General features: G+C 61.0%; 18 protein-coding genes and 1 pseudogene. 9 read left to right on the forward strand and 10 right to left on the reverse strand.

The window, feature by feature from the left end; translation table 11 throughout:
* Positions 1 to 248: 248 nt before the first annotated feature.
* The 4 genes from dapA to H096_RS02295 all read left to right on the forward strand — a co-directional run bounded on the left by dapA (position 249) and on the right by H096_RS02295 (position 5,074).
* Positions 249 to 1,097 carry a 4-hydroxy-tetrahydrodipicolinate synthase gene (gene dapA, locus H096_RS02280; RefSeq protein WP_033896561.1) on the forward strand — a complete coding sequence of 283 codons (849 nt, stop codon included), beginning with the start codon at positions 249 to 251 and terminating at the stop codon, positions 1,095 to 1,097.
* A 125-nt stretch (positions 1,098 to 1,222) separates the two neighbouring features.
* Complete coding sequence (locus H096_RS02285) at positions 1,223 to 2,395, forward strand: alpha/beta fold hydrolase (RefSeq protein WP_082461372.1); 1,173 nt, start codon at positions 1,223 to 1,225, stop codon at positions 2,393 to 2,395.
* A 139-nt stretch (positions 2,396 to 2,534) separates the two neighbouring features.
* On the forward strand, positions 2,535 to 3,911 hold the full coding sequence (locus H096_RS02290) for a cystathionine beta-synthase (RefSeq protein WP_033896562.1): 1,377 nt from the start codon (positions 2,535 to 2,537) through the stop codon (positions 3,909 to 3,911).
* Complete coding sequence (locus H096_RS02295) at positions 3,908 to 5,074, forward strand: cystathionine gamma-synthase (RefSeq protein WP_033896563.1); 1,167 nt, start codon at positions 3,908 to 3,910, stop codon at positions 5,072 to 5,074. Before H096_RS02290 ends, H096_RS02295 begins: the two co-directional genes overlap by 4 nt.
* 90 nt (positions 5,075 to 5,164) lie before the next feature.
* Here the strand turns inward: H096_RS02295 and H096_RS02300 are convergent, their stop codons facing one another.
* Complete coding sequence (locus tag H096_RS02300; protein WP_033896565.1) at positions 5,165 to 7,363, reverse strand: OsmC domain/YcaO domain-containing protein; 2,199 nt, start codon at positions 7,361 to 7,363, stop codon at positions 5,165 to 5,167.
* Between the two features lie 162 nt (positions 7,364 to 7,525).
* On the opposite strand from H096_RS02300, the gene H096_RS02305 reads away from it, so the two are divergent.
* Positions 7,526 to 9,091 carry a PAS domain-containing methyl-accepting chemotaxis protein gene (locus H096_RS02305; RefSeq protein ID WP_033896566.1) on the forward strand — a complete coding sequence of 522 codons (1,566 nt, stop codon included), beginning with the start codon at positions 7,526 to 7,528 and terminating at the stop codon, positions 9,089 to 9,091.
* Positions 9,092 to 9,173: 82 nt separating this feature from the next.
* The gene (locus H096_RS02310; protein ID WP_033896568.1) at positions 9,174 to 9,794 is read left to right on the forward strand and encodes a LysE family translocator; all 621 of its coding nucleotides are present in this window, start codon (positions 9,174 to 9,176) and stop codon (positions 9,792 to 9,794) included.
* On the opposite strand, the pseudogene H096_RS02315 reads toward H096_RS02310, so the two are convergent.
* The 3 genes and pseudogenes from H096_RS02315 to H096_RS02325 form a co-directional block, all read right to left on the reverse strand.
* Positions 9,781 to 10,841 (reverse strand): annotated as a pseudogene (locus tag H096_RS02315) (MFS transporter). The gene H096_RS02310 and the pseudogene H096_RS02315 sit on opposite strands and share 14 nt — an antisense overlap.
* Positions 10,842 to 10,854: 13 nt before the next feature.
* A complete protein-coding gene (locus H096_RS02320; protein ID WP_033896569.1) occupies positions 10,855 to 11,721 on the reverse strand; it encodes an SDR family oxidoreductase in 867 nt (288 codons plus the stop codon).
* A gap of 15 nt (positions 11,722 to 11,736) precedes the next feature.
* Positions 11,737 to 12,393, reverse strand: coding sequence for a class I SAM-dependent methyltransferase (locus H096_RS02325; protein WP_033896570.1), 657 nt, complete (start codon positions 12,391 to 12,393; stop codon positions 11,737 to 11,739).
* Positions 12,394 to 12,504: 111 nt separating this feature from the next.
* On the opposite strand from H096_RS02325, the gene H096_RS02330 reads away from it, so the two are divergent.
* On the forward strand, positions 12,505 to 13,170 hold the full coding sequence (locus H096_RS02330) for a TetR family transcriptional regulator (RefSeq protein WP_033896571.1): 666 nt from the start codon (positions 12,505 to 12,507) through the stop codon (positions 13,168 to 13,170).
* Here the strand turns inward: H096_RS02330 and H096_RS02335 are convergent.
* Positions 13,124 to 13,645 carry a GNAT family N-acetyltransferase gene (locus H096_RS02335; protein ID WP_033896572.1) on the reverse strand — a complete coding sequence of 174 codons (522 nt, stop codon included), beginning with the start codon at positions 13,643 to 13,645 and terminating at the stop codon, positions 13,124 to 13,126. The two genes, H096_RS02330 and H096_RS02335, sit on opposite strands and share 47 nt — an antisense overlap.
* A 102-nt stretch (positions 13,646 to 13,747) precedes the next feature.
* Between H096_RS02335 and H096_RS02340 the strand changes: the two genes are divergently transcribed.
* Entirely contained in the window at positions 13,748 to 14,308 is a 561-nt protein-coding gene (locus H096_RS02340; protein ID WP_033896573.1) for a cysteine hydrolase family protein, read from the forward strand.
* Between the two features lie 9 nt (positions 14,309 to 14,317).
* Here the strand turns inward: H096_RS02340 and H096_RS02345 are convergent, their stop codons facing one another.
* The 3 genes from H096_RS02345 to H096_RS02355 are packed head-to-tail and all read right to left on the reverse strand — an operon-like array spanning position 14,318 to position 16,799.
* Positions 14,318 to 14,779 carry an NUDIX domain-containing protein gene (locus tag H096_RS02345; protein WP_033896574.1) on the reverse strand — a complete coding sequence of 154 codons (462 nt, stop codon included), beginning with the start codon at positions 14,777 to 14,779 and terminating at the stop codon, positions 14,318 to 14,320.
* 16 nt (positions 14,780 to 14,795) lie between these two features.
* A complete protein-coding gene (locus H096_RS02350) occupies positions 14,796 to 15,239 on the reverse strand; it encodes an HIT domain-containing protein (protein ID WP_033896576.1) in 444 nt (147 codons plus the stop codon).
* A 48-nt stretch (positions 15,240 to 15,287) separates the two neighbouring features.
* On the reverse strand, positions 15,288 to 16,799 hold the full coding sequence (locus H096_RS02355) for an FAD-dependent oxidoreductase (RefSeq protein WP_033896577.1): 1,512 nt from the start codon (positions 16,797 to 16,799) through the stop codon (positions 15,288 to 15,290).
* Between the two features lie 50 nt (positions 16,800 to 16,849).
* On the opposite strand from H096_RS02355, the gene H096_RS02360 reads away from it, so the two are divergent.
* Complete coding sequence (locus tag H096_RS02360) at positions 16,850 to 17,347, forward strand: MarR family winged helix-turn-helix transcriptional regulator (RefSeq protein ID WP_033896578.1); 498 nt, start codon at positions 16,850 to 16,852, stop codon at positions 17,345 to 17,347.
* A 52-nt stretch (positions 17,348 to 17,399) separates the two neighbouring features.
* Here the strand turns inward: H096_RS02360 and nirD are convergent, their stop codons facing one another.
* Complete coding sequence (gene nirD, locus H096_RS02365; RefSeq protein WP_033896579.1) at positions 17,400 to 17,762, reverse strand: nitrite reductase small subunit NirD; 363 nt, start codon at positions 17,760 to 17,762, stop codon at positions 17,400 to 17,402.
* On the reverse strand, positions 17,762 to 20,302 hold the full coding sequence (gene nirB / locus H096_RS02370; protein WP_033896580.1) for a nitrite reductase large subunit NirB: 2,541 nt from the start codon (positions 20,300 to 20,302) through the stop codon (positions 17,762 to 17,764). Before nirB ends, nirD begins: the two co-directional genes overlap by 1 nt.
* Positions 20,303 to 20,672: the final 370 nt, after the last annotated feature.

Consider the following 20,672-nt stretch of genomic DNA (forward strand, 5'->3'; position numbering starts at 1 on the left):
TATTCAGGGTGTGTCATCTCATGACTGCAACGTCTTCCGTTAACCTTTCCGTCATTGGCTCCATTGCCAAGGCGCAAGGTTGCGTTGCGCACGCCCTCAAATCGAAGAAACAGTCGCTCATGTGACCGGGGCGCGCTGTCCCGTCAGATGAGCTGACAGGACATTGAGCGCGACGGCCTTCCTCCCTTGCACAATTCCCTCTGCCCTTCTGACGGTGACTCCAGCGGTCAATCATCAGGAGAAAGTGCATGTCAGCGTTTCAAGGTATCTGGGTTCCCGTGGTCACGCCGTTCCAGGACGGCGCCATCGATTTCATCAGTCTGCATCGCCTGGTCAGCCATCTGCTGGACAAGCACGTGGCCGGGATCATGGTGTGCACCACCACTGGAGAAGCGGCGTCGCTGAGTCGCCAGGAACAGTTGGCGGTGCTCGATGCCGTGTTGCAATGGGTGCCGGCAAACCGTGTGGTGATGGGCCTGGCGGGCTACAACCAGATTGAGCTGTTGCACTTCCAGCGCGAAATCCTGCAACGCCCGGTCGCCGGTTTGCTGGTGCCGGCGCCCAGCTACATCCGCCCGTCCCAGGCTGGCCTGGAAGCGTTCTTCCGCACAGTGGCAGATGCGTCCAGCGTGCCGATCATTCTGTATGACATCCCCTACCGCACCGGGTCGACCTTTGAGCAGGCCACGTTGCTCAACATCGTCGCCCATGAGCGAATCGTCGCGATCAAGGACTGTGGCGGCAACCTGGGCAATACCCTGGCGCTGCTGGCCAGTGGCAACGTGACGGTGTTGTGCGGCGAGGATATCCAGATCTTCAACGCCCTGTGCCTGGGCGCGACCGGGGCGATTGCGGCGTCGGCCCATGTACACACCGAACGGTTTGTGGCGCTGTGGCAGCAGGTGCGGGACAACCAGCTGTCGGAGGCGCGGGAGACGTTTTTCCAGTTGCTGCCCTTGATCAACACGCTGTTCATGGAGCCCAACCCGGCGCCGGTTAAAGCGGCCCTGGCGTTGCAGGGGTTGATCAGCAGCGAGTTGCGCGCGCCAATGCAGCGCGCCAGCGATGCGGTTGTCACCCGGCTGACGCAGTTATAGGAACCGGCTGACAGAGGCGATCTGATCGCCTCACACAGCCGTTACTAATGGTCATATTTTTGGTTGGCGATAGCGCAGACGGCCGCGTAAGGTCGGCTGCACGTTGCATCGGTCAGGGGATCTGGATGAAATCACTGCGTTTTCTGATACTGCTCAGCCTGGCGGGTTGCTCTGCCCACTCGGCAGTACTGCCATCACCCGCGCCTGACAGTTTTGAACACTACCGTCAGCAAACCCTGTTGGACCTTGAGCGCGACCGACGCTTTCAAGACACCGACCACAGCTTGGAGCTGGACTGGAATGCGCCGCGTGAATGGGTCGCGCAAACGCCCAATGGCCACGGCGTTTTGCTGGTCCACGGCTTGGGCGATTCGCCGGGTTCTTTCAGCGATATTGGCGCGCATCTGGCCTCGCGGGGCTATCGAGTACGCACGCTGTTGCTACCAGGGCATGGCACACAACCCTCGGACATGCTGGACGTCGACATCGAGGATTGGCGCCGAACCGTGGCCCAACAAGTGGAGCTGCTGCGTCGAGAGACGGACCAGGTCTACCTGGGTGGTTTCTCCACCGGCGCCAACCTGGTGCTGGAGTACGCCATGGACAATCCGGACATTGCCGGGCTGTTGATGTTTTCCCCGGCGTTCAAGGCCCGTAATCGCTATATCTGGCTGCTGCCCTGGCTGGCCCACATCAAGCCATGGCTACGTGACCCTGACGGTCCGCGGCAGCAACAAACACCGTTGCGCTACCAGAATGTGCCTACCAATGGCTTTGCCCAGTTCTACCAGACCAGCAAATCAGTCATCGACAAGTTGGAAGAGCGGCCGTTTGATCGGCCCGTGCTGATCGTCAGCGCGGCCCATGACTCAGTGGTGGATGTGGAGTTTGTACGGCAGAGCTTCGCTGAGCGCTTCACCCACCCGGCCTCACGCATGATCTGGTACGGCGAGCCCGCCACGTCGCCGCAACTCCCGCGTTTACTGGTGCGCACTGACCACCTGCCGGCCCAACAGGTCAGTCGGTTCTCCCACATGGGCGTGCTGTTCGCACCCGACAACCCCTTGTACGGGCCCGGCGGCAGCCAGCGCGTGTGCCTGAACGGCCAGACCGATGAGGACTTTGCGCGTTGCCGCGCAGGCGAATCCGTGTGGTACTCGGACTGGGGCTATCGCGAATCGGGCAAAGTGCATGCGCGGCTTACCTTCAACCCGTATTTCGATTGGCAGGCCCAGGTCATGGACCAGGTGATGCAAGCCTCGTCACCGGCATTGACGCAGCGGCAAAAGCAACCCTGAAGGCCAATGCGCCAAAAAAAGATAAACAGCGGACTCCCCGGTTGCGAGTGCCGCGTTCCAGGCCTATGGTCGAAGGCACACTTCGCATTTTGTTGCATTTTGCGGTCCACCCCGACGCCAACTCGCACCAGGTGACACCATGCCCAGCCCTTCCCGCCCCGCCGTCCTGGAACTGATCGGCAATACGCCGCTGGTTCGGGTCAGCCGGTTCGATACCGGCCCCTGCACATTGTTTCTCAAGCTTGAATCCCAGAACCCCGGTGGTTCCATCAAGGACCGCATCGGCCTGGCCATGATCGACGCCGCCGAACGCGACGGCCGTTTGCGCCCCGGCGGCACCATTATTGAAGCCACCGCTGGCAACACCGGCCTGGGCCTGGCGCTGGTCGGTCGGGCCAAGGGCTACCGGGTGGTGCTGGTGGTGCCCGACAAGATGTCCACGGAAAAAGTACTGCACCTCAAGGCCATGGGCGCCGAGGTACATATCACCCGCTCCGACGTGGGCAAGGGCCACCCCGAGTATTATCAGGACGTGGCCGCGCGCCTGGCCAAGGACATTCCGGGCTCGTTCTTCGCCGACCAATTCAACAACCCAGCCAACCCCCTGGCCCATGAAACCAGCACCGCGCCGGAAATCTGGGCACAGACCCAGCATGATCTGGACGCCATCGTCGTAGGCGTCGGCTCAGCCGGTACTCTCACCGGCCTGACGCGCTTCTTCAAGCGCGTACAACCCGAATTGGCGATAGTACTGGCCGACCCGGTGGGCTCGGTGATGGCCGAATACAGCCGCAGTGGCAAGATGGAAACGCCGGGGTCCTGGGCGGTGGAAGGCATTGGCGAAGACTTCATTCCGTCGATTGCCGACCTGTCCAGCGTGCGTCAGGCCTACTCCATCAGCGACGAAGAAAGCTTCGACCACGCCCGGCAGTTGCTCAAGGCCGAAGGCATTCTCGGCGGTTCATCCACCGGCACCCTGCTGGCTGCGGCCCTGCGTTACTGTCGCGAACAGACCGAGCCCAAGCGCGTGGTGACTTTTGTCTGTGACACCGGCACCCGTTACCTGTCGAAGGTCTACAACGACCAATGGATGAACGACGCAGGCCTTTTGCACTACAAGCACTACGGCGACCTGCGCGACCTGATCGCGCGGCGCTTCGAAGACGGTCGTGTGATCAGCGTAAGCCCCGACGACACCTTGCTCACCGCCTTCCAACGCATGCGCCTGGCGGATGTATCGCAGCTGCCAGTGCTGGTGGATGGTCAACAGCTGGTGGGGGTGATCGATGAATCCGACATCTTGCTGGGCCTGCACCAGGACGCCACGCATTTCTCCATGATTGTCTCCAGCGCCATGACCGACACCCTGCAAACCCTCGCCCCCAGCGCCAGCCTTGCGCAATTGCAGGCGGAGCTGGATCGCGGCCTGGTCGCCATTATCGCCGACGCCTCGGGCTTCCATGGCCTGATCACCCGCGTCGACCTGCTCAACCACCTACGGAGATCCCTTGCATGAGCCCATCCGACAAAAGCGCGTTTGCCACCCGTGTGATCCATGCAGGACAGTCCCCCGACCCGACCACGGGCGCGCTGATGCCGCCGATCTACGCCAACTCCACCTACCTGCAAGACAGCCCCGGCGTACATAAAGGCTTCGACTACGGCCGCTCCCACAACCCCACGCGGTTTGCCCTGGAGCGCTGCGTGGCGGACCTGGAAGGCGGCAGCCAGGCATTTGCCTTCGCTTCCGGGCTGGCGGCGATTTCGACGGTGTTGGAGTTGCTGGATGCCGGCGCCCATATCGTCTCCGGCAATGATTTGTATGGCGGCACCTTCCGGCTGTTCGACAAAGTGCGCCAACGCAGCGCCGGGCACCGCTTCAGCTTTGTCGACCTGAGTGACTTGTCGGCCTTTGAAGCGAGCCTGCAGGACGACACGCGCATGGTCTGGGTCGAGACCCCCAGCAACCCGCTGCTGAGCCTCACAGACCTGAGCGCCATCGCCCGAATCTGCCGCGATCGCGGGATCATTTGCGTGGCCGACAACACCTTCGCCAGCCCTTGGATCCAGCGCCCACTGGAACTGGGCTTTGATGTGGTGGTGCATTCCACCACCAAATACCTCAATGGCCACTCCGATGTCATCGGTGGCATCGCCATTGTCGGCGACAACCCCGAACTGGCGGAGCGCCTGGGCTTTTTGCAAAACTCGGTGGGCGCCATCGCCGGGCCCTTCGACGCGTTCCTCACCCTGCGCGGCGTGAAGACCCTGGCGCTGCGCATGGAGCGCCATTGCAGCAACGCCCTCGACCTGGCCACCTGGTTGGAGCAACAACCGCAAGTGGCACGGGTTTATTACCCAGGCCTCAAGTCCCATCCGCAGCATGAACTGGCGCGCAAACAGATGCGTGGGTTTGGCGGGATGATTTCGATTGACCTGAACAGCGACCTGGCCGGCGCCACGCGCTTCCTGGAAAACGTCAAGATCTTCGCCCTGGCCGAAAGTCTTGGCGGTGTGGAAAGCCTGATCGAACACCCGGCGATCATGACCCATGCGAGCATCCCGGCGGCAACGCGGGCGCAGCTGGGGATTGGGGATGGGTTGGTGCGGTTGTCGGTGGGGGTTGAGGATGTGGAGGATCTGCGGGCGGATTTGGCCCAGGCGTTATTACGCATCTAAATAGGTTGGCTTGGCCTGAGTACCGTGCAGGCCGTTGTGGCGAGCGGGCTTGCCCCGCTCGCCACAACAAGCCCCCCAGAGGGATTGGTGTCAGTTTGTGGTGATATTGGCCCGCGCCGCATGCAGCTTCTTGTAGCTGTCAATCAAGCGCAAATGCCGGTCCAGCCCTTCCAGCTTCATGCTGGTCGGCGTCAAGCCATAGAAACGCACATCACCCTGCACCGAGCCAATCACCGCATCCATCCGCTCATTACCAAACATGCGACGGAAGTTGGCTTCGTAGTCGGCCAGTTCCAGGTCGTCGTCCAACTCCATCTCCAGCACCGCATTCATCGCCTGGTAGAACAGGCCACGTTCAGCAGTGTTGTCGTTGTACTGCAGGAACATCTCCACGCACTCCTTGGCCTCTTCATATTGCTGCAAGGCCAGGAAGATCAGCAGTTTCAACTCCAGGATGGTCAGTTGACCCCAGGCGGTGTTGTCATCGAACTCGATGCCGATCAGGGTGGTGATATCGGTGTAGTCGTCAAGCTCGCTTTCGATCAGGCTCTCGACCAAGGCTTGCAACGCTTCCTCGTCGAGGCGGTGCAGGTTGAGAATGTCCTCGCGGAAAAACAGCGCCTTGTTGGTGTTGTCCCAGATCAGGTCGTCCACCGGGTAGATTTCCGAATAATCCGGTACCAGGATGCGACACGCAGTGGCGCCGAGGTGTTCGTACACGGCCATGTAGGACTCTTTACCCATACCCTCCAGAATGCCGAACAAGGTCGCGGCTTCCTGGGCATTGGAGTCTTCGCCTTCGCCTGAGAAGTCCCACTCGACAAACTCGTAGTCCGACTGCGAACTGAAGAAGCGCCACGACACAACGCCGCTTGAGTCGATGAAGTGCTCGACGAAGTTATTCGGCTCGGTCACCGCCTGACCTTCGAAGGTCGGCTGCGGCAAATCGTTTAGGCCCTCGAAACTGCGACCTTGCAACAGCTCGGTGAGACTGCGCTCCAGCGCCACTTCCAGGCTTGGGTGCGCGCCGAACGAGGCGAACACACCGCCGGTGCGCGGGTTCATCAGGGTCACGCACATCACAGGGAATTCGCCGCCCAGGGACGCGTCTTTCACCAGTACGGGAAAGCCTTGGGCTTCGAGGCCCTGGATACCGGCGAGAATGCCAGGGTACTTGGCCAACACCTCGGCCGGTACGTCCGGCAACGCGAACTCGCCTTCGATGATTTCACGCTTCACGGCGCGCTCGAAGATCTCCGACAGGCACTGCACCTGGGCTTCGGCCAAGGTGTTGCCGGCGCTCATGCCGTTGCTGAGGTAGAGGTTTTCGATCAGGTTGGACGGGAAGTACACCACCTCATCGTCCGATTGGCGCACGAACGGCAGCGAAACAATGCCACGTTCTTCATTGCCGGAGTTGGTGTCGAACAGGTGCGAGCCGCGCAGTTCACCCTCGCGGTTGTAGACCTTCAGGCAGTAGGCGTCGAGGATTTCACCAGGCAACTCGTCGTTGGGGCCTGGCTGGAACCAGCGCTCATCCGGGTAATGCACAAACGGTGCATTGGCCAGTTCCTCACCCCAGAACTGATCGTTGTAGAAAAAGTTGCAGTTGAGCCGTTCGATGAACTCACCGAGTGCCGACGCCAGGGCGCCCTCTTTGGTCGCGCCCTTGCCGTTGGTGAAGCACATCGGAGAATGCGCATCGCGGATATGCAGCGACCACACGTTGGGCACGATATTGCGCCACGACGCGATTTCAATCTTCATGCCCAGGCCGGCCAGGATGCCGGACATGTTGGCGATGGTCTGCTCCAGCGGCAGGTCCTTGCCAGCGATATAGGTGCCGCCCTCGGAGGTGGAATTGGGCATCAACAAAGCCTGGGCGTCGGCGTCCAGGTTTTCGACTTCTTCGATGACGAACTCAGGCCCGGCCTGCACCACTTTCTTGACTGTGCAACGGTCGATGGAACGCAGGATGCCTTGGCGGTCTTTGTCGGAGATGTCCGCCGGCAGCTCGACCTGGATCTTGAAGATCTGGTTATAGCGGTTTTCCGGGTCGACGATGTTGTTCTGCGACAGGCGAATATTCTCGGTGGGGATATTGCGCGTCTGGCAGTACAACTTCACGAAGTACGCCGCGCACAACGCCGACGACGCCAGGAAGTAATCGAACGGCCCCGGTGCCGAGCCATCGCCTTTGTAGCGGATGGGCTGGTCGGCAATCACCGTGAAGTCGTCGAACTTGGCTTCAAGCCGGAGGTTGTCGAGAAAGTTGACCTTGATTTCCATGGGGGCACACCAGAATAACGGCTAAACAAAAATGGCCGCCATTATGAGGGGTTTCACCGGGAAGTTTCAGGCTTTTGACCAGTGGCTGGCGAATTGGCCAATGTGGATTAACCTTTTCGCAGATGGCGCCGATGGACTGTGGGCAACCAGGGAGTAGTCGGAATGCGCAATAACCAGCCCGTAACACAGCGTGAGATTTCCCTCGCGCCTTCGCAAAAACTCATCTCCGCCACGGATGTCCGAGGTGTCATCACTTACTGCAACGATGCCTTTGTCGACATCAGCGGCTTTGAACGCGCCGATTTGATTGGCGCCCCGCAGAACATCGTGCGTCACCCCGATGTGCCCCCCGCCGTGTTTGCGCACATGTGGAGTGCACTCAAGCAAGGCCTGCCCTGGATGGGCATCGTCAAGAACCGCTCGAAAAACGGCGACCATTATTGGGTCAACGCCTACGTCACCCCCATATTCGATGGCAGCAAAGTAGTGGGTTTCGAGTCTGTGCGGGTCAAGCCCACGACCGATGAGATCCGTCGGGCCCAGGCCTTGTATCGGCGTATCAGCCAGGGCAAGCCGGGCGTTCCACGCCAGGACGCCTGGCTACCGGCCGCCATCAGCTGCGTGCCGTACGTGGCAACCGGGCTTGTCGGCAGCTTCGCCGGTATCTTCCTGAGTGCGCCCGTCGCCGTTGCTGTGGCCGTTGCAGTTGCAGTACCGGTGGGCGTGCTCTGCTCGCACTGGCGTCAAGGCAGCACAATACGCCTGTTGCAGGGTGTGGAGCCCTCGACCTCGGATGCGTTGATCGCGCAGATGTACAGCGACGCCAGCGGGCCACAGGCACGTCTGGAAACGGCGTTTCTCAGCCAGAACGCACGCCTGAAAACCTGCCTCACCCGCCTGCAAGACAGCGCCGAGCAACTGAGCGCCCTGGCCGGGCAATCCGATCAGTTGGCCACCGCCAGCTCCAAGGGCCTGGACCGCCAGCGCGTCGAAACTGAACAGGTCTCGGCCGCTGTCAACCAGATGGCCGCCACCACCCAGGAAGTCGCCAGCCATGTGCAACGCACCGCCGACGCCACCCAGCAGGCCAACGTCCTGACCGGGCGCGGCCGCGAAGTGGCACGCGACACCCGTGAGGCGATTGAGCGCCTGTCTGCGGTGGTCAGCGAAACCGGCGCTACCGTGGCGCAACTGGCCAAGGACAGCGACGAAATCGGCAGCGTGGTGGACGTGATCAAAGGCATTGCCGACCAGACCAACCTGCTGGCCCTCAACGCCGCCATCGAAGCAGCGCGTGCCGGCGAGCAAGGCCGTGGTTTTGCCGTGGTGGCCGACGAAGTGCGGCAACTGGCACAACGCACGTCCCAGTCAACCACCCAGATCCACGGGTTGATCACTCAACTGCAAGCGTCCTCCAACAATGCCGTGCAAAGTATGGAACACGGCCAACGCCAGGCCCAGGAAGGCGTGGCCTGGGTGCTGGAGGCGGACCAGGCGCTGGTCGGCATCAGCGAAGCGGTGTCCCATATCACTGACATGACCACCCAGATCGCCGCCGCCACCGAGGAACAGAGCGCGGTCGCCGAGGAAATCAGCCGAAACATCACCACCATCGCCGAACTGGCTGACCAGACGTCGATACAAGCCCATCAATCCACGGACCTGAGCAAGGAGCTGACGAACACCGCATCTACCCAATATGCGTTGGTGGAGCGATTCAATCGCTGATACCCCCTAAGCAGGTTCGCCTCTTTGCGGGGCGACCCGGCTTGGGTTAACGTTCTCCCACGCCCCTTGCATGAATCCCCCCATGTCCATCACCGACAACCTCCTCGCCTTCACCTTCGCCGCCACGCTGCTGACGCTCACGCCCGGCCTTGATACGGCGCTGGTACTCAGGACCGCCACGGTGGAAGGCAAGCGCCAGGCGTTGCAAGCCACGTTGGGGATCAACGCGGGTTGCCTGTTGTGGGGCGCGGCGGTTGCCTTTGGCCTGGGTGCGTTGATTGCGGTGTCGGAAGTCGCCTTCAACCTGCTCAAGTACTGCGGCGCCGCGTACCTGGCCTGGCTGGGCTTGAACATGTTGCTGCGTCCACGTCGCTCATTGGCGAGCGCCGAGGTGCAGGGCAAACCTGCCGGCAACTGGTTTATCAAAGGCATGCTGGGCAACGTGCTCAACCCCAAGGTGGGGATTTTCTACGTGTCGTTCCTGCCGCAATTCATCCCCCAGGGTCAGCCGTTGATCCTCTGGACGTTCGGTCTGGTCAGTATCCACGTGCTGCTTGGCGTGATCTGGGCACTGGTGCTGATCGGTGCTACGCAGCCGCTTTCCGGCTTCCTGCGCCGCGAAAAGGTCATCCAGTGGATGGACCGCACCACCGGCCTGATCTTTGTGTTGTTCGCTGCACGGCTGGCGTTCAGCAAGCGTTGAGCAGCGGCTTTCTCGTCAGCAACGCCCAAGCGACCACCCCCGACAGCGCCACCGCGACCGCGCCTGCCAAATACACCGACGCCACCCCTGCCGCCCCAGCCAAAGCCCCAGCCAATGGGCTGGCGATGCCCAGGGAAATATCCAGGAACGCCACATAGGCCCCCATCGCCAACCCACGGGTGTGCGGCGGCGCGCGCTTGATCGCTTCCACTCCAAACCCCGGAAACGCCAGCGAATAACCAAAGCCCGTAAATGCCGCGCCCAGGTATGCCATCAAAGGATCATTCGCGCCCCAGATCAACAACTGCCCCGCCGCCTCGATCAGCACGCAGACCAGCGCCACCTTCGCACCGCCGAGCTTGTCCGGCAGATGCCCGAAGAAAATCCGCGCACCGATAAACGCCAGCCCGAACGCGGTAAACGCAAACGACGCATTGCCCCAATCCTTGGACGCAAACAGCAGCGCGACAAAGGCAGCAATCACGCCAGAGCCGATGCTGGAAAATGCCAGCCCCAAGCCCGGCAGCCAGACCGCCCCGAGTACCGAGTAGAACGACGTACGCCGCTGACTGGTCGGTGCAACGCCCTTCGCACCGATCACGACGCCAACCGCCAACAACGGCATGATCAAGCTGGCAATGGACAGCCCACTGAACCCCCATTGGTTGTTGATTGCCACACCCAACGGCGCACCCAGCGCGAAGGCGGCGTAAATCGCGATACCGATCCAGGCCATCACCTTACCGGTATTCTGTGGCCCTACCCGCCCCATGCCCCAGCCCATGGAGCCGGTGATGACCAGGCTTTCGCCCAGCGCCAACACCACAGGCCACGCATATCAGCAAAGTTGCCGGCCCAAGCCCGCGACAGCAAAGCTGCCGCGAACTGCGCGCCAATCACCACGCCCACCACCAGCGTGCCCATGCCCAATGTCTGATTCAGGTGCAAAGGCAACACGGGCAACTGCATGCCGATAATCAGGAAACCGACGAACACCGCCAACGTAATCGGCAACATACTCATCAGCACGGTTCTGTGTTGTGTCATCAAAACTCTCCGCTCAGCGCCTGAAGTAATCGGCTTGATCAAGGTCTGCCAACAAGCTTGGGCCCGTTGGTGTCCACCGCAGCCGCTCGCGGGTCTGCTCACTGGAAACGGCCATATCAGCGCCGGCCATATTGGCGAACCAGCCAAAATGTTCGCGTGGTCGGGATTCAACCGGCATGCCCAGTCGCCGTCCGATCACCTCGGCAATCGCCTTGAATGGCACCGCCTGGTCCGCGACTGCGTGATACGCAGGCTGGCTAAGGTCATCATCCAGCACCCGGCGATAGACCCGCGCCGCGTCGGTGCGGTACACCCCCGACCAGCAGTTCTGCCCGTCGCCGATATACGCCGACACGCCAGTCTCGCGGGCCAGGCGGATCAGGATCGGCAAGAAACCGTGGTCGCCCACGCCATGCACCGAAGGCGCCAGGCGCACCGTTGCCGCCCGCACGCCGCGTGCAGCCAGCGCCCTCGCGGCGGCTTCGGACTGGCGTGGCGATGCGGCATTAGGCAGGTCTGCCTCGACCGCACCGCATGGCAGGCCGGACAAACCCGAAGTGACGATCAGCGGCGTGTCCGAACCTCTCAACACCGACTCGAACGCCTCGATCACCCGGCGGTCCTGCTCGCAGTTTTCGATAAAGCGCGAGAAGTCGTGATTGAACGCGGTGTGAATCACCGCATCCGCCGTCCAGGCGGCGCGGCGCAAGGTGTCCAAGTCATCCAGGGTGCCGCGCAGCACCTTGGCGCCGGTGGCGGCAAGCGCCTGCGCCTTGTCTTCGGCGCGAGCCAGGCCGGTCACCAGGTAGCCGGCATTGAGCAGGTCCTTGACCACTTCGGAGCCAACCCAACCGGTGGCCCCCGTGACAAATACGTGCATGAGTTGAGTCCTCGATTAGCCCAGGCGCATTGAAAGTTCGATGTCATCGGTAAAGGGCACCGACAAGTAGCCGTTCTCCGGGGCGCGTACGTAGGCCAGGTATTCAGGGCAATAATCGGTGTTGTCTGCCACCACCAGTGCGCCGGGGCGCAGGTGGCGTTCCACCAGGTTCAGCACGTCGCCATACAGTGTTTTGGCGCCGTCCAGCAGCAACAGATCGACAACCTCTGGCAAGTCGCTGGCCAGGGTCACCAGCGCGTCACCTTCACGAATGTGGATCAGGTCGCTCACGCCGCCTTCGATGAAATGCTCGCGCGCCAGGGCGATCTTCGAGGCTTCGAACTCGCTGCCGATCAGCACACCGCCGCCGTTGTCGCGCAGTGCGGCAGCCAGGAACAAGGTCGACAGCCCAAACGAAGTACCAAACTCGACAATCGCCCGCGCCTTGTTGCTGCGAGCCAGCATGTAGAGCAGCTTGCCGGTGTCCTGGGACACGGGTAGCCACAGGTCCTTGAGCATCGAATACAGAGCCACGTACTCGGTTTTGCTGTGCATCAGCCGTTCGCGTTCTGCCTGAGAGACCGAGTTCAGCAGCGGGCTGGTGGCCGCATCGGCCTGGGCGTAAAGACGTTCAATCAGGGGCGCTAGAGGCGCGGTGGTCAGGCTCGACATAATTGATTTCCAGTGAGTTGGGACTAAGATGCGACTAATTCGTCGCATTAAAAGTATGCGAGTGATTCGCATCCTTCGCTATTCGCATTAGCCCTGCTTCAGGAGCCCTGTATGACCAACCGCCAGACCCCGCGTATTTCCACGCGTAAACAGCCGCAACAGGCCCGTTCCACCGAGTTGGTGGCGGCAATTCTGCAGGCGGCTATTCAGGTTTTGGCCAAGGAAGGCGCCACCCGTTTCACCACCGCACGGGTCGCGGAAAAGGCCGGCGTGAGCGTGGGGTCGGTGTACCAGTACTTCCCCAACAAAGCAGCGATTCTGTTCCGGTTGCAGAGTGATGAGTGGCAGCAGACTACCCAGATGCTGCGCGACATCCTGGAGAAACGCGACGAAACGCCACTGGACCGCCTACGCACGTTGGTGCACGCCTTTATCGAGTCGGAATGCGAAGAAGCACAGATGCGCGGCGCGCTGAGCGACGCGGCGCCGCTCTATCGCGATGCACCGGAAGCCCTGGAAGTGCGCGCGGCGGGACGGCAGGCGTTCAAGGGGTTCATGCTGGAGTTGTTGCCTGAGGTGTCAGTTGACAAGCGGATCCTGGCCAGTGATTTGATCCTGACCACGCTCAGTTCAGTGGGGAAGGAGTTTTCCAACAGTCCGCGAACGGCTGAAGAAATTGCGGTGTACTCCGAGGGGATGGCTGATATGTTTCGTGCGTATGTGAATGCGCTCAACCTGGTCGAAAGGGCAACCGATATCTCATTTCTTCCAGAGTGACACCTCCCCTCTGAAGATGACGTTCACTCCCCGGGTCCTCAAGACAGCCCGCCTTGCGATAAAACCGGATAGCCCTTTCATTACGGCTCAAGACCCAAAGCGTCAAACACTCATACCCTTGCTCCATCAAGAACTGCAGGCCCGCATTCCACAACGCCAGCCCCACGCCGGCTTGCCAACACTTGGCTAAAACATAAATGGCCATGACCTCACCAGCGTTTGCTCCGGCAGCTTCTTCGTCTCGACTGGCACCGACCGATATCCAGCCGACGACTTGCCCACCCAGCTCGGCGACCCACACATCGGACTCGCCCGACTCAATCGAGCGAACCCAAAAGGATTCACGCCGAGCCAGCGTTGCGTCCAACCCCTTCAAGAACTCGGCAGGCATCAGGTCGCGATAGGCTTCCTGCCAACTGCGGATATGCACCTGGGCGATGGCGTTGGCGTCGCCAGGTAACGCTTTGCGGATCATTGATCGATTCCTTATTCAGTCAATGTCCTTCAAGTAAACCCAACCTTCATGACCGTTTACCCTCATGGTATGTTTCGAGCCCCATACGCAAAAGGAGGTGCCATGCAATCGTTAGCCACCAACGCTGCACTGCTGATCATCGACATGCAGCAAGGCATGAACCAGCCCAAGCTGGGGCGACGCAACAATCCGGATGCTGAGGTGCAGATGCAGCGCCTGCTGAATGCCTGGCGCCAATCCGACCGCCCTGTCGTGCATATCCGGCACATGTCCCGCTCGCCCAACTCGGTGTTCTGGCCGGGTCAACCGGGCTGCGAATTCCAGCCAGCGCTGCAACCGCTGGCGCATGGGCATGTGGTCGAAAAGAACGTTCCGGATGCCTTCGTCGCCTCAGGGCTGGAACGCTGGCTGCATGCACGCGGCATCCGACAGTTGGTGATCGTCGGCGTGATCACCAACAACTCGGTCGAGGCCACGGCACGCTCCGGCGGTAACCTGGGTTTTGCGGTGACGGTGGTTTCAGATGCCTGCTACACCTTCGATCAAACCGATTTGTCCGGGCGCCTGTGGCCGGCTGAAGACGTGCATGCGCTGTCGCTGAGCAACCTGGCGATGGACTATGCCGCCGTGATGGAGACCGACGAAATCCTGGTTCATTGTTGACCACGACGGTCAGGTAGCGGGTTGAAACACGCCCTCTTTCACAAGCATATCGATCAGTGATTGCGGCCAGACTGTCTCTTCGGTAGAGCGCAGCGCATTGACAGACCACCAACGATGATCCGCCATGACCTGCGTCTCATGGGCGGTCCATTCCGCTTTTGACAGGTCCTCATCGGGTGCGTGAACCAGATAATACTGCTCAATCGCCAACACCGTTTCCCCGCAAGGCAGCATCAAGGGGACCTTGCGGTCCGCAATGGGCGCCGCAACAGTGTCAACCTTGATTCCCGTTTCCTCACGCAGCTCGCGTATTGCAGCCACCTCGAAGGTTTCACCAGCCTCTACGCCACCGCCAGGCGTAGCCCAATAATTTTGCCCGGCCAATGGTCCGTCTTTATGGACGAACCTGAACAGAAGCACCTCCTGGGAGGGGTTGATCACCAGCAGGCGTGACGCCTTTCGTTCGCGCATTGAATCCATCCCTTCCTTAGGCCGATGTCGTCATATTCAACAATTGCGCAATCGCTTTGCGTAATTCCCCATGCTCACTTTCCGCATACTGCACCGCGTTTTTCCAGTCATAAAACCACGCCGGCATCTTGCGTTTGTCGTCCGGTTCCGAGGCGTAGCGCGGGAAAATGTGACAATGCAGTTCCGGCTCGGAATTGCCTAAAATCTCGTAGTTCATACGCAGCGCACCAGTGGCCTGCAACACCGCATCGCCCAGGAGGGCCATGTCCAGCAGGTAGGCAGTGCGGGCCTCGGTATCGAGGTCGTTCAGACTGGCAACGACCGGGTCAGGCAGCAGCAGGCAGTAACCAGGGAGAAACTGTACATCACCCATGACCGCCCAGCCCGAGGCCATGCGGCATATAACCTTGTCGTTGGTGCTGTTACGGGCCTGTGCTACACGTTCGGTGATAAGCGCCATGCAAAATCCTTGATCAACCTGAAGTCCAGGCGGCATCTTAACGCGATTTCAAGCACTGCCATCCACCTGCGCGCACGGCATAACCTGCTGAAGGTAAGCGTCCAGGACATCGGTATTCGCTGACGAACCCATCGCACCGATATACCCATCAGGTCGCACCAGCACCCACTCGCCCATCGCCAGTTCGTAGGCATGTTTAACGTAGCCATGGTCGTCGAGCACATCACCCTCAGGTCCAACTCTATGGACATGCAAGCCCGGCCGAGTAGGCACCACCCCGCGCGCTACGCCATAACTGAGCACCGTCCAGTGCGTTCCCTTGAACAGATGGAACAGCCGCAACGCCTGCCCAGCGGCACCTCGGACTGGCGCGTCCGGCGCCCGGTCACCCGCTGCAACGCCGTTACGCACGGGGCTCTTCAACGTCAGCGAGGACTCTGGATAGGCAATATCCAACTGATGCACTTCCCTGCCCCGACGCAGTTCGCCGTTCTTCATCTCACCCAGCAGTTGGGTGGACAAACCAAGCACGCAAGCGGCGACAGGCCGACGCTCCGCTTCATAGGTATCCAGTAAATCATCAGGTGCCCCCTGTACCACCGCCGCCAGCTTCCAGCCCAGGTTGTAAGCGTCCTGCACGCTGGTATTCAGGCCCTGGCCACCGGTGGGTGGATGGATATGGGCGGCGTCCCCCACCAGCAGCACCCTCCCCACGCGGTATTGATCCGCCAGGCGGGCATTCATGGTGTAGGCCGACGACCAAGACACCGCGTGCACCTGGATATCGGCGCGACCGGTGCGATGGGCGATGATTACGGTGAGCCCCTCGGCACTGAAATCGACGTCAAGATCCGCGGGAATCGGCCCCTGAATCTGGAACAGCTCGGTGCCGGCCAGGGGGCATATCGCAATTTGGCGCTGCATATCGCCGTCACCAAAACGGTGCCAGGCATCACGCGTGAGGCCGCTAAGTTCGACATCCGCCACCAAAGCGCGTACGCCAAGGGTCTTGCCGGGAAAGCCGATATCCAGGGCATGTCGAACAAAACTGCGCCCCCCATCAGCACCCACCAACCAACGCACACGGATGTGTTCTTCACCTGCGTTGCCGATCAGCCGTGCGGTGACTGCGTTGCCGTCCTGCTCAAATCCAACCAGTTCACAAGCAAATTCAGGCTGATGCCCCCACTCAAGCAGACGTTCGCGCATCACGCGCTCGGTCAAAAACTGCGGCACCATCAACGGTTGTCGGTAAGGCTCGGCGGGCATCGACGCCTTGGATTCTGTGAATTCTGTTTCGCTGTAGCTGCCATCGTCGCGGTAGCGCCGGTCAGTCGGATAGACTCCACCCACTGCCATCAGACGGTCGAGAATACCCAGGTCTTCGAACACTTCCTGAGACCTTGGCTGGATACCTTTACCGCGTGAACCCTGGAAGGGATGCGCATTTTTTTCGATCAGCCGAAAAGTGATACCCCTTCTCGCCAGGTCGATTGCCAAGGTCAGGCCGGCGGCACCGGCACCGCAAATCAGTACATCGACAGCGAATTGCGCTTTCATACTGGATCACCTATATGTGCAATACGCACATATTAAGAGAGGCGAACACCGTGTCAATTAAAAATGTGCAAAAAGCACATATATCCGCCCAACTGCGCGACCTGCATGGTTCATTGGTTGAGATCGTGGGGGTGATGAACCGCCCGCAGCGCGACGAAGCGATGGTGCGCGAAGCCGGGATTTCACTGGATCGCGCCCTGTTTCCGCTGCTGGTGCTGGTGGAAAGGTTGGGGCCGATCGGCGTAGTCGAACTGGCTGACCGCGTGGGCCGTGACTACACCACCGTGAGCCGGCAGGTGGCGAAGCTGGAAAGCCTGGGCTTGGTTCTGCGCCAGGCAAGCGCAGTCGACCGCCGCGTACGCGAGTCGGTGATTACCGAGAAAGGCAAAGCCATGACTGACCGCGTCGACGACGCGCGGGAGAGGATCGGTGTGTCGATCTTCTCCACCTGGGATGAAGGCGACTTCGACAATCTGGTGCGGCTGATGCGCAAGTTTGCCGAGGATATCAAGGATGATTCGGTGCGTGCGACGAAGGGCATTTCCTAAGGCCATGCACGCTTCCTGTGGCAAGCGGGTCAAGCCCGCTTGCCACACAGCATCAATCCAATGCCAATTCCACCACCCCAGCATTCAACCGCACCGGCCAAACCCGCAGCCTCTGATCAGGCGCCTCCAGGCACTGCCCATCCTCGAGCCGGTAATGCTGCTTGTAGATCGGTGCCGCCACCACCAGGTCACCCTTGATACTGCCGATCAAGCCGCGCCCGATCACATTCGCGCCGGATTCCGGGTCATGGTTGTCGATGGCGAACAACGTCTGGTCCTGCGCACCCGGCAGGTAGAACAGCGCCACTTGCGCGCCGTCCAGCCACACCACCACGCCGGAGTTGCTCACCAAATCGTTTTCGCTGCACACACTTTTCCAAGTGGCCAGGTTGCGTTGCGGGTTGGCTTGGCTCATCAGGCAATCTCCTCGGTGACGGGAATCAGGTTGAGTTCGGCGGCCATGATCGGCCGACGTTGACCGCGTTCCTGGACGAAGTGGATGTCCGGGTCGGGGCGTTTGTCGTTGACGAAGGTTCGGAAGCGCTTGAGTTTTTCCGGGTCTGCGAGGGTGTTGGCCCATTCGCATTCGTAGCGGTCGACCACCAGTTGCATCTGCGCCTCCAGCTCTACGCCGAGGCCCAGGCTGTCGTGCAGGATCACGTCCTTGAGGAAATCCAGGCCGCCTTCGAGGCTTTCGCGCCAGACCGAGGTGCGTTGCAGCTTGTCGGCGGTGCGGATGTAGAACATCAGGAAGCGGTCGATGTAGCGGATCAGCGTGGCGTCATCCAGGTCAGTGGCGAACAGCTCCGCATGGCGAGGGCGCATACCGCCGTTGCCGGCGATGTAGAGGTTCCAGCCCTTCTCGGTGGCGATCACGCCGACGTCCTTGCTCTGGGCTTCGGCGCATTCGCGGGTACAGCCGGACACTGCGAACTTGAGCTTGTGCGGCGAGCGCAGGCCCTTGTAGCGATCCTCGATCAGCAGCGCCATTTTCACGCTGTCCTGCACGCCGTAACGGCACCAGGTGCTGCCCACGCAGGACTTCACTGTGCGCGTGGATTTGCCATAGGCATGCCCGGTTTCAAACCCGGCGGCGATCAGTTCGCTCCAGATGTCCGGCAATTCGTGCAGTTGCGCGCCAAACAGGTCGATGCGCTGGCCGCCGGTGATCTTGGTGTAGAGGTCGTATTTTTTCGCCACCTCGCCGATCACGATGAGTTTATCCGCGGTGATTTCGCCGCCTGGAATACGCGGTACCACCGAGTAGGTACCGTTCTTCTGCATGTTGGCCATGAACGTATCGTTGGTGTCCTGCAACGGCACCAGGGACGCGTCCATGATCGGCTGGTTCCAGCACGACGCCAGGATCGAGCCCACCGCCGGCTTGCACACGTCGCAGCCGGTGTGACCACGGCCGTGTTTGGCCAGCAGTTCGTCAAAGGTGAGGATGCCTTCCACGCGCACCAGCGCGTACAACTCCTGCCGGGTGTAGGCGAAGTGTTCGCACAGGCTCTTGTCGACGCTGACGCCACGGGCGATCAGCTCATGCTCGAACACCTGCTTGAGCAAGCCAGCGCAGCCGCCGCATCCGGTGCAGGCCTTGGTCTGGGTTTTGAGCAGGCCGAGGTCGCTGCAGCCGCCGTCGATGGCCGAGCAGATCGCGCCCTTGGTCACGTTGTGGCAGGAGCAAACGGTGGCCGATTCTGGCAGCGCGCCGGGGCCGAGGGTCGGGGCGCCGCTGGACGACGGCAGGATCAGGCTGGCCGGCTCGGACGGCAGCGTGATGCTGTTTTGCATGTATTGCAGCAGGGTGTCGTAGTAGCTGTTGTCGCCCACCAGCACCGCGCCGATCACATGTTTGCCCGACGCGTCCACCACCAGGCGCCGGTAGCTGGCGCTGGCTTCGTCGATGAACTGGTAGCTGCGCGCGCCCGGCGTGTGGGCATGGGCGTCACCGATGGAGCCCACGTCGACGCCGAGCAACTTGAGTTTGGTCGACATGTCGGCACCCACAAACGGCTCGGCGGTTTGCGCGCACAGCAGCGCGGCGACGCCTCGGGCCATCTGGTAGCCCGGCGCGACCAGGCCGAACAGGCTACCGTTCCAGGACGCGCATTCGCCAATCGCGTAGATGTTCGGGTCGATGCTCAGGCATTCGTCGTTGATCACCACGCCGCCACGCGGGCCGATGTCCAGGCCGGCCTGGCGGGCCAGTGCATCCTGGGCGCGAATACCGGCGGAGAACACGATCAGGTCGGTTTCAAGGAACTCGTCATTCGCAAAATTCATACGGTAGCGGTACTGCTCCCCCGCGCTGATGGATTGGGTGGCGCGCGACAAATGCACGCCCACGCCCAGCCGCTCGATCTGCGCCTTGAGCGCCAGGCCGCCGAAGTCGTCGAGTTGCACCGGCATCAAGCGCGGCGCGAATTCCACCACATGGGCTTCAAGGCCGAGGCTTTTCAGGGCGTTGGCAGCTTCCAGGCCCAACAGGCCACCGCCCACTACCACACCGCGTTTCGCATTGGCGGCGGCCTTACGAATCGCGTCCAGGTCCTCAAGGGTGCGATACACCAACCGCGAATCGCCTTCGGCGCCTTCGATAGGCGGCACGAACGGATACGAACCGGTGGCCAACACCAGCTTGTCATAGGCGACGCAGCCGTTGGCGGTGATCACTTCGCAGCGCGCGCGGTCGATCTCCAGCACCGGTACGCCCAGGTGCAGGGTGACACCCGGCGTCTGGTACAACGCGGCGTCGGACAAAGCCAGCGACTCGGCATCGCGACCGGTGAAGTATTCAGACAGGTGCACCCGGTCATAGGCGCGCATCGGCTCTTCGCTGAACACGTGCAAACGGTAGTGAGCCAGTGCGCCGCGCTCGATCAATTGCGCCACACAGTGGTGGCCGACCATGCCATTGCCGACGACGATCAAGGTTTTGAGATGGTTCATAGTAAGCACCCGACAACGCTCATCACGGTTTTAAAAAAGCAAAAAAAAACGCCTGAAACCTTGCGGTTCCAGGCGTCTTTGCCTGTTCTTATGCGGGTTCGGATCGGGCGACTGCGCCGGATTCACCGCTATATGCCCCTGGTGTCGATCTTCGTTGACCGAAGTGGGTTGAGGGGGAGCTTGCAGGGTCTGTGCCAAGCCATCTGATAGCCCGTTACAACAGCCAATGTCGTCGCTTAACCCCGCCAAACGCATTGTTCAGCGCCTCCAACTGGTGCGCTCCGCTTCATAAATGTGCACGCCCCACCCTCTGCTGAACATTTTATTGTGGTGAGCGGGCTTGCCCCGCGCCCAAGTCACCTCGGTCTCA

It is taken from the genome of Pseudomonas sp. FH1 (genome assembly GCF_000510895.2).
In the GTDB taxonomy this organism is placed as follows: domain Bacteria; phylum Pseudomonadota; class Gammaproteobacteria; order Pseudomonadales; family Pseudomonadaceae; genus Aquipseudomonas; species Aquipseudomonas azotoformans_A.